Here is a 14747-nt window from a genome sequence, read left to right on the forward strand (position 1 = left end):
CTTAGGCCTGGCTGGCGCTCAGCAATCATCAGACAGCAAGAGAGAGCGCTCCGATGAGGTTACTTTCGTGGTTGTTCGGCAAGCGTGATAAGCCCAATCCCCCAGCAGTGATGATCAAGGATGCTCCTCAACCAATTGTCGAGCTGTCGAAAACCTTCTTATGCATCGATGCAATCGAATGGCACGGCTTGTTCAAGAAATCTCCAAACCGCAAGTGGGCTGTGTCGTGGCGCGACAGTACCCCGGATGGCTCCAGGGGAGGCCACCGGGAGAGCGGGGAGGGTCGATATCTACTGGTCAACCTTTCCACTGGCGCCGTTGCTGCTCAGGGATCCCTGCCTAGGCCAAACCAGGGTCAGGTTGCCGACAACGGCACCTTCTCCATAGAGGACTGGCATTTTGGAAGCAACCTGTCCGGCACTTTCCATGTCTTTTCCGCCGATGGGACGCCCATCGTCCTGCGCACCTTCACAGCCAACATCCTGGAAAGTGGACTCTCCAAAAACGGGAAGCTGGCTTACTGCATAACGGCAAATAGCCCGACAGAGGATGCCGGAAAACTGACCCTGTTCGACCTGACGACCGGGCATGTGCTTTTCTCTGTAAGGCCGCGACGCTTTGGCGCTGACAAGATCGAGTTTGACGAGAAGCACTGCCAGCTGGTCTTCAAGGTTTCCGGCGGTGGCGAGTACCGCTACGGTGCTGATGGCACCATCCTGGATGAACACACGGCTGATGATGCGTTCCTGAATTCGAGCGACTACTCCGCCGTGATCCTTTCTGCAGAATCCATGTTGAAAGGCGACTCGACGTTGCTAACCCCCGAAAAGGGACAGGAAATTCTAGAAGCTCTGATTCGCGCCCGGCGCATTGGCGCGGATATGAATCCTGCATGGAAACCCACAGCGCTCAAAGTCCAAGGCCTGGCGCACGAAGCCTTATCACAGGTCACAGAGGCGATCGCATGCTACGAGGAGGCGCTCAGCCTGAATCCCAAGATCGGGGTAAAAAGAAAGCTCGATTTGCTTCGTAAACGAGCCGGTATGGACACCCGTAAGACGGCTGAATGAGCCTTTTTATAGGAGTACAGATGTACTCCTATCATTGAGCGCCATGACGAAGCCGCCTCACAGCAAGCCTCAGTCTCAACGTTTCCCAGGCTGATTATCGGTTCGTGGCATGGAGTACCTCAGGCGCGCTCCGTGGTTGATCGTGCTGGCTTGAGCTCCGCTGGCCCTTATTCAACGCCAGAAGGATCGATGCTGCTGACTACGCTCGGGGTTACCCTCGCCATAGCGGCTAGACATTCGGGATCGCCCTGTTTTTATGGTAATTCTGCACAGCCTCCTCCATCTCTCGAACATACCTTTCAAACTCATCGACGGCATATGTCAGGAATGTTTGACCCATGATGACGCCATCGAACATGTTGACCGACACTCCCGTTGCTCTACGAATGGCTGACAAGACCCTTTTTTCTGCGTGGGTCTTTTTTGTTTTACGGGTGCTCATCTCTTCATATCCCTCAGCAACGCCGTCGCTGTGGATCATGATGTTTCTAAGGACTGTGAGGTGATCTAAATCCTTTATTTCGTTGCCACCCACCACATTGAGCAGCATGTACTGAGCCTTTTCTACAGGGCCCTTACCTTTGACCTCTCCATCGTGTCCAGTGAGCTCAATCATGAATTCCAGGCATTGGCTCACACGATGCTCGAACAAGCCGAAGATGGTGAGATACGCTGAGCGTCGCGTGAGCTGAGTGATCAAGAATTGGTGCATGGCCAAAGCCTCTTCAGGGTCATAAGCCACAGAAGAGCCGCACGAATAGCACGTTCGGATCCTGACGTAGCTTTCACCATACTGGTCGCATGCTTCCTCTTCGAATTCATGCGCCTTTACTGACCCTGACTCATTAGCCTCTTTGATCGCGAGCGCCACATTTTTTTCTGCCTGCTCAGCGAGCATTCGCATAATCGAAATGGACTGACTCATCGCACACATGTGAACGCTAAAAATGAAATCCAGCTTAGCCACGTTGCCTCCTTGCAAACCCAGTTGAGCGAGCAAAGCTCAGCTTTGATTCTTTTGAAACGGCTGCCTCATGAACCCGCACTGACATCCACATCGATGATCTGTGAGTTTCTTTGCATTTGAATGCCAAGCTACGAGCTTCCCTCAAGCGTTCGTACCAATCCCCCAAACTGCTGTGCCGGCTCGACGTAGCGCAGGGCCGACTTCAGGTCACTCCAGCCAATGTACTCCATCAGTGTCTTGATGTCCCAGCCAGAGCTGGCCGCCCAGGTAGCAAAGCCCCTGCGCATCGAGTGAGCGCTGTAGATCTCAGAAGGTAGCCCGCATCGTTCCAGCGTACCCCTGAGCAGGGGAATCAAACTGTGGGCCGCAAGCGCCTGGCCGCTGACATTACCCCAACGATCAATCCCCCTGAACACCGGGCCACGAGCAATGCCAGCAGCCTCGATCCAGTTCAGGTAAGCCTCAACAGGGCAGAGCTTATTGAGCGATGGCGTCCTGTATTCGCGACCAACATGCTGGCGATCACCCTTGCTGTGAGCCAGGTAGAACCTGATACCCACATAGCGCTCCGCCTGGGTGTTCTCGACTGTCAATCGAGACAACTCATCGCCGCGAAATCCTCGCCAGAACCCGATCGTGAGCAGCGCGATATCCCGGGTCGACTTCAACACACCTTGCATGTTGCCAGCGATGCGCGCATCGCTCGCTTCCTGCTGCAGAAACGCAACCGCCTTCTCAAGCTGCATTAAGGGCAGGGGAGCAGCCTGCTTCTGCTGGACGGGATGGAGCACCCGAATGCCCTTCAGGAGCTGGCGCACCTTTGGCGCCTTGGTGGGATCAGGAAAGCCATGGGTCTGGTGCCAGTTTGCAAGTGCCGCAAGACGCTGCTTCAGCGTGCTGATGGCCAACTGATCGGCGTACTCGGCGATGTAACGAACAACGGCTTCAGTCGTGGTGGGCAGGAAACCGCCCCAGGTGGTTTCGAAGTGACTGATGGCAGCTGCATAGCTTTTGGAGGTATTGACCCGAACGCTGGCATCTAGATATCGATCCGCCTTGCTCATATTCAGCCCTTTTTGCTTCTTGGCCCGGCGGGGGCGCCGTCGCTCTCGCGTCCCCTCAATACCGCATTTCGAGGCATTTTACCTGCGCAGGAGCGCCTGACAAGAGATAACACTCGATTATATCTTTTCAAGATTACTGAATAGGAAGGCATTTCTAAGTGATAGGATAGTACGTAATTACATGACACGTAACACAGTACGAAATTGTAGGAGCTGACATGGCTAGAGGCGGCGTTAACCTGGTTCTTGTGCGAAAAGCCCGCGAGGCACTGCTGGCAAGAGGTCAAAACCCCAGTATCGATGCAGTACGCATTGAGCTGGGAAATACCGGCTCGAAAACGACCATTCAGCGATATTTGAAGGAGATCGAGAATCACGATACGCAGCCAAATGCCTCGCCCTCGCGACTGAGCGATGAGCTGAGCGGACTGGTTGAGAAGCTGCTGGAGCGGCTATTGGAGGAGGGTAACGAAGCATTGCTACATGAACGCGCCTCCTTCGAGCGAGAGCAAAAAGGTATGCGAGAAGCGCACAGTACGATCGAAGCAGAGCTCAATGCTGTGAGACAGGAAGTCGCTACGCTGCGCCAGGCGCTGGAGTCCCAAGACCAAGCGCTGCAAACGAGCCAATCTTCGCTTCAGGCCGAGCAGACTCGCAACGCACGCATCAGCCAGAGCTGCGCAGACCTGGAAGTACGCGTTCGTGAGAAGGACGAGCAGATAAAGTCGCTTGAGGACAAACACCAGCATGCGCGGGATGCACTCGAACACTACCGAACAGCATCCCGGGAGCAGCGCGATCAGGATCAGGCCCGCCACGAGTCTCAGCTTCACCAAAAGCAGCAGGAGCTTACGCTGCTCCAGCAGACGCTTATGGTCAAACAGGATGAAGTGACGCGCCTGATCCGGGACAACGAGCGCCTCATTGGTGAAAATCGCCAGCAGCTTAAGGAAAGGGCGCAGCACAGGGATCAGATTGAGCGCCTGAGCACAGATATTGGCATCGCCAATGCAGCAACCGCTCGCGCCGAGGGCGCGCGGGAATTGCTTCAACAGCAGGTAGCTTCGCTTGCCGCTGCCTCAGATGAATTGCGCACCAGCCTCACCGCTCTGAAGATCCGCGACAAGCAGACGGAGCAGTTGTTAGATCAGGCCAAGGCTGAAAATGAAGCGTTGCGCTCCAGACTTGCAGCAGGGGAAGCACCCCATTGAAGCCGCTCTACGCTAGTGTGACCGCCCGGCGCGCTGGCGCCGCTATCTTGCAAAATGCCGCCTTTGAAAACTTTAGAGTGGCTTGACTGAGTGACCTGATACAAGGTGCGAGCACGAAAGGATGGAGTACAAATGTACTCGTTGCGCTTCGTGCCCATACCGCGTAATTGAAAGCCCTGGGTTAAGGCGTAGGGTCTGCCTCCACTTGAACGGACAGGGGAGTGGTATGTACTGGCTAGGGCCATTTGAGTACCGTAGTAAGAAAGCCTTGCTAGAGGGCTTAAAGACCTTCCTGCGCACCGCGCCAATGGGAAGGGTGAGCCATCCTGTAGCGATTCAGAAGCTTCATTTGTTGCTGGCGCTGCACCCCGACGCCAAGCGCAAGATCGGCGCCGGCGTCGACCACTTCATGGTGGCTAGAAATGAGCTATCAGGTCGAGGGTTTCACTTGGTGCGCCTGGATGGGACTGAAGAAAGCTTCTCCTACAGGAAGTGCATTACCGGCGTCGCACAGTCGCCGCACGGCAAGGTGTGTGAAGCACTTAGATTCGCTGTCCGACCTCAACTCGACGCATTCCGGGCGCAGCTGACCTATCCAATCGACTGCGCCATCAGCGGCGAGCCAATCGTTCATCCCAACGATCTGCATGTGGATCACGAAACGCCATTCTGGAAGCTGCTCGCCCATTTCTGCAAAGACCACCAGGTCGATCTGACACAGCTACAGACGACCGGCAGCGGCATGAAGCTGGCGCTGGTAGATTGCAGCGTTACAGATGCATTCGTGTCGTATCACTTAAAGCATGCGAAGCTCCAAGCCAGCCGCAAGGCCGCCAACCTGCTCAAAGGTGGCTCGCTTGCCGCGTCGCGCGACGCGCTCAGCAATAAAACACCTTGAAGCACCTAATCAAGAGCGCTTACCGCCAGTAGAACAGCGTCCTTGGCGAGAACGTAACCTGCGCCTCCAGGGAGGCCGGCATGCAAGGGCCCTGAGCATTGTCCTTGGCAACAGCAACGCTGCGCCTTATGAAAGTAAAATAGCTCTCAGTGACGCCCTGGTGCTGCAGTTGACGAAACGCTTGAAGCGCTTTTGTTTCCCACTCCCCAGGACAGTGCACATGCCTGAATAGCGGTTCCAGCAGAAGCTCGATCAGCTTCAAAAGTACGCTGAACGTACAGCGAACGCTGGTGAACATTTTGCAAATGAAGTCGATGACCGTCGACGCTGCGGAGTCAAAGATTAAATTCGGATCTGCGAGGTAGCGCCTAAGGCTGTTGATGCCCACATTCGCGAAAGGCAACCCTTGATCCATCATCGCGACAAGGTCGTCAGGGCGGATCGCAATGAAGCTGCGCCGCGCAATAACCATCTTGACGAGTGCACATGACGCCTCAACGGGCCTCAGGCCACCCTTATTTGTGACTGCCGTAAGAAGCATCTGCACAGTGGCGGATGGTATGTCGTGCATTTGAGCGATCTGAAGCAGGCGCCCATCAAGAGAGATGAGGCTGGCCTGATACTCTAGGCACAGCGACAGAGCCGCACGACCCTCAGCACTTAGAATTTTGTTGAATCGCTGAAGCGGAAGGCCGGGGTCGTGTGACCCGTACGCCGGGACAACGGTGCAGTAGTTCGAAATCGCCATATCAATGGCGCCCAGGAAACCCTCACTCTGGTCGATCGGCGGCTCATCTTCATACACCACATTCTCCTGGCCAACCTCCAAGAGCCCCACGCCGCCGCCTAAGAACGCAGAGACCTCGATTTTGGCATCCAGTGCCTGCCGCGATACGGCGCTGATATAGACCTTGGGCAAATGCTCAAGAATGTCCAACAACCCAAGGGTTGCGAGCTCAGCCAGTATCGAGAGATCGACCACCCAGATCCGGTCATCGAGCGAGAACGTTGGTTTGTTATCGGCGTCGTCATCTTCAATCGACACGTCCAGGCAAGGAGCATCACTGGGCCAATCGCGAACCATGTCGATGATATCTCGCCCCATCTGCTTCGCCAGTAGGGCCAAAGGTACCGGTTTCTGTGCATACAGCGCGTAAAGCGCTGCCGTGCGAGCCTGATACAGATTGTGTTGCTCTTGAAGACGCGTGAAATCCATCTCGCCATTGGCATCTAGCGGGAATTTCAACGAAACGAGCGTTTTGCCCGGGACAATGGATTCCGAAAGCAGCGCTTTTGAGAGGTCGAACAAGCGGCGGTGCAGGGTGATGATCCGCTTCACTTCGAACACCTGAGCATTAAAGATGTCGTGCACAGTGATGCTTTCGCCGACGGCTAGCCCCATCAACGTCTGAGCAAAATCATCTTGAGGAGATAGGAACTCCGCAGCGCCAGGCGCAAAGGCACCTGCCTCAGCATCGATCGAGATGTATCGGATCACTCCCTGCGCATCGGCAAGCTCTACTGAGGTGCCAGGTGCGACGACTGCAGGCTCCTGCTGAAAGACGTCGGATCCCTCGCGCAACATCAGCACCATTTTTACGTGCGTCTCAGCTGCCTGCGAATTGCCTGGATTGGCGCGAATCGCAGCGCAAACCCGATTCAATCCACGCTCGATATGACCGTACCGCAGTTCAATGTTGGCCAGGAGCAGCAAGTCTTCCACTGCGCCCTCGAGGCAGGCGGGCATCGAGGAGATGATCACATTCAGATCTGCGGCGCCCTCACACGCGACCACCCGGATAACCTTGATCCATTCGCTGGCGCTTTGCGGAGACAGGGATAGCTGGTGCTCAACAATAGGGCGCATTCGCCCCCAGTCTCCAGCGTTGCCGTAGAGGAAAAGCGCCAATTCACGTGCCTTGGCGGAGTCACACCAGGCGATGGGCATGGCATCGAGCAGATCACGGGCCTTTGCATGTCGACTTGTTCGAATGTAGCAGTACAGCAATTCATCATGCAGCTCCGTGTATATATCGAACGGCAGCAGCCTTTCTAGAAGCTGAGCGCCAATGTCGAAACGTTCGGCATGCAGCATCACGCGCGCGCCCATCGCGATTTCGTGGGGATCAGTACTGTCAGGAGCAAGCTTGGCCACCTGATCTTCTACAGCCTTCGCTACGACCTTATCCTGCGCATACGCTCGTGCAACAAACTGCAGGTCGACAAGTGATGATGTGCTGCGCACTGATAGTCCTGCGTCTTCCAACTCTTTTTGCACAATGACCAGCTCACCCTTATCGAGCAATTGATCCCAGTGGAGGTGCTGAAGCCTTCTGGACACATGGCAAATGACATCGGACTCCGGACGCCGTGCTGCTTCATCACGAACTCGCTGCAGTAGATCTGCCCGTGACAGTAGGACGCATGCATGCCCGAAGCGAAGTAGTGAGTCGTCTGGCAAGGTACCGATCGACTCCCCGAAGCGGGCAATCAAGTCGCTCCATCTGTTCAAGTCGCAGAGTGCTTCGACTTCAAAGCGGATCAGGCCTGCCTTTTCGTAGACGCCCTTCAGCTTGGCTTGGTGCAGCAGCTCTAATGCGGCCTCCGTGCGCTCCAGCAAAATCATCCCGTAAGCCAGGTGTGCGATGATCTCCCCCAACGTTTTCGGGCTCTGGCACGTCCAAAACGAACCCGTTCGAATCTCGTCGCGGGCCATTGTTTCCGTCAAAAGCTGCACATGTTCCGCTTCTAATGCCCTGCAATTCACCCGAACCGCGTTCAGCGTCACCAATCGCAACACGAAGCGCAGATAGCTTTCGAAGATGAAAATTGAACTGTCTTCTTGCTCTAGCGCAATGCGGTTGACTCGAACCGCGCTCTCGTCGTCGTCGAAGGCCGCATGCGAGCTGGCCACGAGTTGCCAGGCGAGCGCCTTATCTGCGAATGCATCAGGGATCTCGTCTTCACCCACGCGCTCGCCGGCGATGATTCTGGCGTTCGTGAGAGCTACCCACACCGCGAAAGACTCGGGGAATCGAACCATCAGCGCTTGACCGGCCTCAACAGCGGCCTTTATGTCGCCCCGGATGATGCGGCTACGCACCGACGCCACTGCGATCCGATCATCAGAGTCGCAAAGACTGGCTGCGGTATCAAAGTCCTTCGCGGCCAGCTCATCATCATCCCTATGCCACAGCGATAAGCCATGAAGCAGGTACCAGCGAGCCTTTTGGTGGTCGTCGAAATCCTCCAACTCAGGCTGCAGGAGATCCAACTGATTCAGGCACTCCTGATAGCGATGCTCCTTTTGCATCTGAGTGATGCGGTCGAGCTGGCGAGTTACCAACGAGTTGGTAGAGGTCGAATGAGCGCCGGGGAGGGCCTCAGTCATCGAGGCTCCCTGTGGTGTCACTGCCGAGGCGAAAAACGGTTGCAGTAGCTGCGCCAGAGGCAGCAGATGGCCGTGAGCTTCAGGACTCAAGGGCAGGGCGCTGTTCGGCTGAGCAGACACGTGGTGGTTCACGCCACCAGGCCTGGCACTCTGTAGATCGTGCAGCGCCCGCATGAGCTCACGCGTTTCCTTGAACTCTGCACCAAGCTCGCCCAAGTGACGCTCAGCGCTCTCCTGGGTGATCTGGCCGGCAGTGCTATTGAGCTCCACGCACGCTGCCTGCAGTAATGCCCATACCTCAGCGCTCTTGCGATTAGGCAAGCGTTGACTGATCAGCTGTTTCTGGGTCGCGACTGCCTGGGTATGGTCGGAATCGAGGTCGTGCGACATGAACCTGAGATGCAAGAGAAACAGATGGAGCTCCTCAGCGTCCACTGGCGATCCTTTTTGGAGCTCGACAGCATTTCGCAGCGCTCCGTAGGCTTTACGGTTGCTGTCGTTACTAAACCCCTCCTCAAAAACCCGGACGATCCAGTCTGCCGCGGCTTCCGAGGCCATTGCGAACCGAACGACCTCGACTACACCTTGCATCTGTGAATGGCACGAGCTGTTGAAGACAATCTGGCACTCATCCAGTCCGCGCTGGAAATCAGGCTTGCTGAAATCCTCCCAGGCTAGGCCAACGGATTCATTGAATTGCGCGTTATCACCAGGTTTGAGTGACCGCTTCATCTGCAAGCGATGCTTGGCTGTCTGGCCGGTTTTCGGGTTCATCAGGTCGATGATGAGGTCATCGGTGTTGTGGCCGAATACTCGCCCTTGAAAGACCATGCGCGTGATGTAGAAGCCGGCGGGGGCACCTGGGCACTCGAGGCCCAGACACATCGATAGAAGGCGAACCGCCTGTACACGTAACTGGAACGCATCGCCTCTGCCACCCGAGGAGACCGGGCTCGACACGTTTTTACGGCGCCCCTTGGCTTGTGTCTTCTGTGCACTGGCAGCTTCCCTTGCGGGCTGTTTCCTTGGAGCCTTGGCCATACCTGGTTCGCGACAATGAGGGTGGTGGCATTTTAACGGCCCGCGCGCGGGTTGCGTAGCTTGGTTGCAGTGTTGCGTAGCTTGATTGCATTGTTGGGTAGCTTGGCTGCTGTGCTGGGTAGGTAGGTTGCAGTTTTGACAGGGGATGTTCACCACGTTTCGTACTGACGCTCCGTTCACCGAACAGCAGCCTGATCCATACCTAGGGTTACTGGCGAGCGCGAATCTACATAGCGATGAGCGCTACGCTGAATGTGGATACGCGCTCAACCACTCAACCACTCTAGGCCAGGTTTGCGAGGTTCCAAACGATATCGTATAGTCAAATGAGTGGAACTTATAGGGATGGCGTGGTTGGATGGAACCGGTTCGTTGCGCAGACTAGGGCGCTCACGATCTAGCGACTGTTTGCCTGCACGCGCCCTTGGAGCAGCAATGAATTTTGAGGAGATGATTCGACACCAAGCCGAGCAGGTGCTTGGTAGCAAAGCCAAAGCCGACGTTTGGTTGACTCACCCACGGGTCGAATTCGGTGGTTTAACAGCTCTGAAGTATGTACGCAATGAGGCTGAATATCTGAAGGTGAAGGCTTTGCTCGACCGGATTGATCACGGGTATGGCTGCTGATGGAAACGATGCTTTCGGGCTATTTGATCCGCTGGGCTCAGAGCCACGCGATGATCCACCATGAGGTAACACTTCCACGGATTGAAAAATTCGCAGACGAGGCCAGCCGACGTGCCTAATGATCCAATTATTGAGTCTGCCCTTGTTACGCTTTCTCACGAGCAAGACAGGGCTAGAAGCCATGACTGGGCCCGATTTTGCTTGCGGCATCGGGGAATCGAAGAAGCCTTCGATATTGGCTGCACCCATGCTGAGCTTCCCCAAGTTGATGGGGTTACGCAAATTCGAGTAGCGGTCAGTTTCACTGGCGGCAAGCAAATGCGTTGTACGCTGTTTTTCGTACGTCCGGGCGTGGCCGATCCTCTCCCTGTAACATTTTCCCAGAGCAAGACTATCGCGGATTTGAGGGGAGGGCATTGCTTGCTGGTGCCTATATCTGAGGATATGGAATGGACTGACAATGTGTGGCCCAGGTCACTGCAGGAGCTAGAAGGGCTCATTTCTGATTCCACCGGGTGCCCCCGCTTCTTTGAGAATTGGGTTGATGAGAAAAGCCGCGAATCCAATAAATTGCTGATGGTAGTGGCCGTTAGAAGCGATTGTTGCTATGGGTACCTGTTAGGTTCACCAAAAATTGCAGGGTACACTGAGACTCGGGTAGTCCCTGTTTTCTTTGATCGTATTGGTGTGCTGGCACTAGACTTCCCCGTGCCGTTTGAGCTGGCAGTCAGTAGCAAAAATCTCGAGGCGCTTCTCAAGCATGCGCGTAGCTTCCTGCCTCATTCTGGAGACGCCCAGGAAGATATCCGTTTGCGCCAAGCCCTTAATGAGCTGGCTGATGCCTTGGAAAAGGGTGCTAGCCAATCTCGGCAGGTTTGAGATCTGCGCGGTTTATTCGTGTTGCCGAGAAGATAGCCTCTAACGCACTTGGAGACACAACGAGGCGCGATTGTGTTGTCCGAGCCCGGTAAATGTTTCTAACCTGTAATGGGTCAATATCAATCGTCATGCGGTTGTACAGGCGCAAGCTCCACAGTATCCTGAAATAGAATAATAATAAAAAGGAGCGCCCAAATGCCCGAGTTTAAAATCCTCATCGAAGTTATCGGTGACAGGCTGAATGTTCGGCATACCATAGAGAAACGCGACACTGAAGAGCTCTCCAAATTTCAGGCCTTAGGTCTTCTTTATCACATGATTGATTCAGTCACTCAGCTCGATGCGGGGCTCGAACATTCAGCCGTAGTGGTTGCCCGAGAAATTTTTAGCAGGGAAGGGTGGGAGGACGATGTCATAGACCTGGTGCTCGGAGCTCAGACCTGGGAAGACCGGATGATCGCGGCATGGAACGCTGTGGACGAGGATGCCAGGAAGGCGGCGCTCTCGTTGGATTACCAGTCCTTCCAGAACTATTGGCCTAGTCTGGATTTCTGCCAACCGGGGTGGGACGTTGCGGTAAATTCAAGCTCTGTCTCGGCGGCCCGCCGGGAAAGCCAGAAAGCCACCGGAACTACATTACACTAGTGAACCTTGAGCCTGTGTCGTTAAATGAGGCGGTTGGCCACCATTGGAGGCTTGGGTAAGCAAACCGGGAGCCGCCCGGGATGAGCGCATCGATCAATCCCCGGGCAGCCTATAGGGACTATGAGCCCATATCGCAGGAGATGAAGGCTGATGGATATGATGCGTTTTCACGACCTTTATCTGCGTCTGTACACCGAAGACCTTCAGGCTAACGGCAAAGAATTGCTCGACCAGTTCTTTGCGCTTTGGAGCGAGGCAGAGGAGAGCGGGATTGACCTGGACAGCCTCAATGAAGAGGCCGACGACTGCTTCCATCGTATCGCCGAAACCCGGCTATTTCCGTTAGCTGTTTGTAAGTGGGTCGGAGAGCTGGGGCATAAGGGCATCAGCAGGCCGTTGCTTCATCATGTGAGCGTGCGCTACCTGCAGCACTCAGAATTGCTCAGGTTTCTGTTGCCTGAGGAGGCGGAGCAATCTGCCCTGAAGGCGGCCAGCCGCATGTGCGTAATGAGTGTGCCGGTACCTGTATCCCTCGGTTGGATTCTCAGCCTTAATGAAGAACTACCCGCCAGTTCGCGGCTCACCAGCATTACCAGAATGGTTGTGGGGCTCCTGACTTCTGAGTATCCGGGCACATGCATGCGCCTTCTTAAGTCGGAAAAATCACCGTTCGCGCAGTCACGGGTGGCGCAGGAAGCCTTGCAGCGGCTTGTCGCTGCAGATGCCACCCTGGATAACCTTCCTTATCTGACCGAGCTTGAGATGCCACCTGCGATGGAGCGCAGTTTCCGATATTTACGCCGCGACGAGAGCCGATCGGTGACAGACCAGGCGCATGAGCATGCATTGTTCGGCACGGTCACAGCAAAACACTTCAAATACGCAACCAGGATCGCCATGGAGTACGTAGGGAATGACGAAGCTGGCGACATGACCATTCCAATGTTCACGCACGAAATGAGTTTCGAGTTGCCGCAGACATGGGTCGCCGACCCACTGCGCTACGCGCTGATGATGAACGCTCTCTGGAACGGATCTGACGAATGAGTATCCAGCTCGTGCTCTCTCATTACCTCTCTGGACTTCGCGAGCGAGAAGAGCTGGACGCGCTTCTGCCCGATCTACTGATGGCCATGGGGCACTGGGTCGAAAGCAGCCCTCAGGTTGGCGTCAATCAGGGCGGGGTCGATGTTCTGTCTACCCTTACCGACGCTGACGGAGCTGTGGAAGCATTCCTGTACGTGATCAAATTTGGCAACGTAAGCCGCAGTGACTTCTACAGCGGTCAACAGGCGATCCAGCCCAGCGTGCGCCAGGCTGCCTCGGAATACATCCAGAATCGATTGCCGGCGAAACTGCGACGGTGCAAGAAAACGATCGTCATTGTGTCCAATGGTGAGCTTAAGCAAGACGCACAGTCAGACTACGCCGCGCTCACCAAAGAAGTCGCCGAGATCAACCCGCTGTGCTCGCTGGATTTTTGGGGCATCAATCGACTCAGTCCGCTCATTGAGCAGCATCTGTTTGATGATGCCTTGCTTCTAGACAGGGGCAAATCCGATCTCAGAGCCGCCCTGGCTGGTCTGGAAGACACGCAAGCGTCCTTCAGTCGCTTCATCAGGTTTGTTGAGGACTGTGTAGCAGCGCCTGAGGGGGCCGCTGAGGGCTCAGCGAACACACGAAAAAAACGGTTTCTGAAACGCGCTGCCGCTGCGGCCATGGGCTGGGCTGTGCTTCTGGTGTGGGGCCAGACTGAAAATAATCAGAAGCCTGGTGTGCTCGCCGGCGAATATCTTCTGCTACGGCTGTGGAGCGAGGCGATAACGCTCGATGTCCAGCAGGACAAACAGTTCCTCAAGCGCTTTGAGACCCTTGCGAGGCTTCACCTGAGCGCGCTGAATCGGTATTACGATCGCATATTCCCCTCGCTTCTCAACCTTCGCAGGGTTCTTCGGTACCGCCCAGATCACGTGCTGTACATGGATTTGGCGTGCGAGGAGCTCGGGCGCTTGGGTACGGCCTCACTCTTGGCCCAGGCGATTAATGCCGGCGAGTCGGAGCGCGCCCTGCTTCATGCGCAACTGATCAGCTTCATAAGCGTACATCAAGGCTGTCGGATGCCGGTCTACGATGGTCAGGCGATCGACATGTCACTGGCAATGGCTGCTCTGTTCGCTAAAGGCGATACAGCAAACATCAGAGCGGTCTTGGGCGAATGCGTCGACCGCTTCAGTGCGGCGCTCCGAGAGAGGCACTTTATGCCGGTCGACACTGATGACCTGGAAGACGCTATGGCGCTTCACAATGGTAAGGAAGGACATCACGGTCGCTTCTTCAAAACCACGACTTGGATACCGCTTCTGGGTACCGTTGCAGCAATGCTGGACGACCAGAAAAGCCTTCACAAGCTGTCGACCCGAATTGTTCCCCAACTGAAGGGGGTGACCATGGAGCGCTGGTACCCAAGCATTGGATTGCAAACACTCACAGGCTCAAGAACGGCACTAAATACGGTTGGCGTTTCCCGGGCCATTTCAGAGTTTCGCAATACGCCGGAGGAGGAGGTCAGCGCGTCATTGCACCTGCCGCCACACAGCGCGGCGCCCAATGAGTTCGAGTGGCACAACACGCCGTGGGATGTGCTGATCGCTATCTCCGCCAGAATCCATCGTCATCCGTTGCCAACCTGGTACCTGCAGAAATGTACTGCCAGCCAGGCTACTGCCTGAACCGAGCCGTAAACCCTTGCGAGTGGAAGGGGGATCCAGCGGCTTGCGAGAGGGCGGGGACGTCAAAGGAGTACAAATGTTGCCTCTGCGCGCTTCTAAGATGAGGGGGTGCGCAGGGCCAACTCCTACTATTTGGTTAACCTTAGAAGCACCTTGGAAGCACCTCTTCCACGGACGTGCCAGCGTTGTGAAAATCTCGGCCCGCAACCGTTTTCCAGGAGCTGT

Annotated in this window: 11 protein-coding genes; 8 read left to right on the forward strand and 3 right to left on the reverse strand. The window is 55.5% G+C overall.

The window, feature by feature from the left end:
- Positions 1-53 precede the first annotated feature (53 nt).
- The gene (locus tag APH28_RS29025) at positions 54-1070 is read left to right on the forward strand and encodes a tetratricopeptide repeat protein (protein ID WP_235575276.1); all 1017 of its coding nucleotides are present in this window, start codon (positions 54-56) and stop codon (positions 1068-1070) included.
- Positions 1071-1299: 229 nt separating this feature from the next.
- On the opposite strand, the gene APH28_RS00165 is transcribed toward APH28_RS29025, so the two are convergent.
- Positions 1300-2037, reverse strand: coding sequence for a hypothetical protein (locus APH28_RS00165; RefSeq protein ID WP_060506985.1), 738 nt, complete (start codon positions 2035-2037; stop codon positions 1300-1302).
- A 128-nt stretch (positions 2038-2165) separates the two neighbouring features.
- The gene (locus APH28_RS00170) at positions 2166-3101 is read right to left on the reverse strand and encodes a tyrosine-type recombinase/integrase (RefSeq protein WP_060506987.1); all 936 of its coding nucleotides are present in this window, start codon (positions 3099-3101) and stop codon (positions 2166-2168) included.
- A gap of 218 nt (positions 3102-3319) precedes the next feature.
- On the opposite strand from APH28_RS00170, the gene APH28_RS00175 reads away from it, so the two are divergent.
- Positions 3320-4312 (forward strand): DNA-binding protein, encoded by a 993-nt coding sequence (locus APH28_RS00175; RefSeq protein WP_060506989.1) that lies wholly within the window; start codon positions 3320-3322, stop codon positions 4310-4312.
- 226 nt (positions 4313-4538) lie between these two features.
- Positions 4539-5210, forward strand: coding sequence for a DCL family protein (locus APH28_RS00180; RefSeq protein ID WP_060506992.1), 672 nt, complete (start codon positions 4539-4541; stop codon positions 5208-5210).
- 19 nt (positions 5211-5229) lie between these two features.
- Here APH28_RS00180 and APH28_RS00185 read toward each other — a convergent pair whose 3' ends face one another.
- A complete protein-coding gene (locus tag APH28_RS00185) occupies positions 5230-9642 on the reverse strand; it encodes a hypothetical protein (RefSeq protein ID WP_156340841.1) in 4413 nt (1470 codons plus the stop codon).
- Positions 9643-10077: 435 nt separating this feature from the next.
- Here APH28_RS00185 and APH28_RS00190 point away from each other — a divergent pair, with 435 nt between their 5' ends.
- From APH28_RS00190 to APH28_RS00205, 5 genes are all read left to right on the forward strand, one after another.
- Positions 10078-10269, forward strand: a complete 192-nt coding sequence (locus tag APH28_RS00190; protein WP_060506996.1) for an MbcA/ParS/Xre antitoxin family protein — start codon at positions 10078-10080, stop codon at positions 10267-10269.
- A gap of 111 nt (positions 10270-10380) precedes the next feature.
- Positions 10381-11148, forward strand: a complete 768-nt coding sequence (locus APH28_RS28510) for a hypothetical protein (protein ID WP_156340842.1) — start codon at positions 10381-10383, stop codon at positions 11146-11148.
- Positions 11149-11343: 195 nt separating this feature from the next.
- On the forward strand, positions 11344-11793 hold the full coding sequence (locus APH28_RS00195; RefSeq protein ID WP_060506998.1) for a hypothetical protein: 450 nt from the start codon (positions 11344-11346) through the stop codon (positions 11791-11793).
- A 150-nt stretch (positions 11794-11943) separates the two neighbouring features.
- Positions 11944-12840, forward strand: a complete 897-nt coding sequence (locus APH28_RS00200) for a hypothetical protein (protein WP_060507000.1) — start codon at positions 11944-11946, stop codon at positions 12838-12840.
- The gene (locus APH28_RS00205) at positions 12837-14522 is read left to right on the forward strand and encodes a hypothetical protein (RefSeq protein ID WP_060507003.1); all 1686 of its coding nucleotides are present in this window, start codon (positions 12837-12839) and stop codon (positions 14520-14522) included. The genes APH28_RS00200 and APH28_RS00205 overlap by 4 nt, the downstream gene beginning before the upstream one ends.
- Positions 14523-14747: the final 225 nt, after the last annotated feature.

It is taken from the genome of Pseudomonas sp. NBRC 111124 (genome assembly GCF_001320245.1).
Taxonomy (GTDB): Bacteria; Pseudomonadota; Gammaproteobacteria; order Pseudomonadales; family Pseudomonadaceae; genus Aquipseudomonas.

Bases quoted from the DNA above. Each gene is read 5' to 3' on its own strand.
- APH28_RS29025 (WP_235575276.1), top strand. From the start codon at position 54: ATGAGGTTACTTTCGTGGTTGTTCGGCAAGCGTGATAAGCCCAATCCC.
- APH28_RS00170 (WP_060506987.1), bottom strand. From the start codon at position 3,101: ATGAGCAAGGCGGATCGATATCTAGATGCCAGCGTTCGGGTCAATACC.
- APH28_RS00175 (WP_060506989.1), top strand. From the start codon at position 3,320: ATGGCTAGAGGCGGCGTTAACCTGGTTCTTGTGCGAAAAGCCCGCGAG.
- APH28_RS00180 (WP_060506992.1), top strand. From the start codon at position 4,539: ATGTACTGGCTAGGGCCATTTGAGTACCGTAGTAAGAAAGCCTTGCTA.
- APH28_RS00185 (WP_156340841.1), bottom strand. From the start codon at position 9,642: ATGGCCAAGGCTCCAAGGAAACAGCCCGCAAGGGAAGCTGCCAGTGCA.
- APH28_RS00190 (WP_060506996.1), top strand. From the start codon at position 10,078: ATGAATTTTGAGGAGATGATTCGACACCAAGCCGAGCAGGTGCTTGGT.
- APH28_RS00195 (WP_060506998.1), top strand. From the start codon at position 11,344: ATGCCCGAGTTTAAAATCCTCATCGAAGTTATCGGTGACAGGCTGAAT.
- APH28_RS00200 (WP_060507000.1), top strand. From the start codon at position 11,944: ATGGATATGATGCGTTTTCACGACCTTTATCTGCGTCTGTACACCGAA.
- APH28_RS00205 (WP_060507003.1), top strand. From the start codon at position 12,837: ATGAGTATCCAGCTCGTGCTCTCTCATTACCTCTCTGGACTTCGCGAG.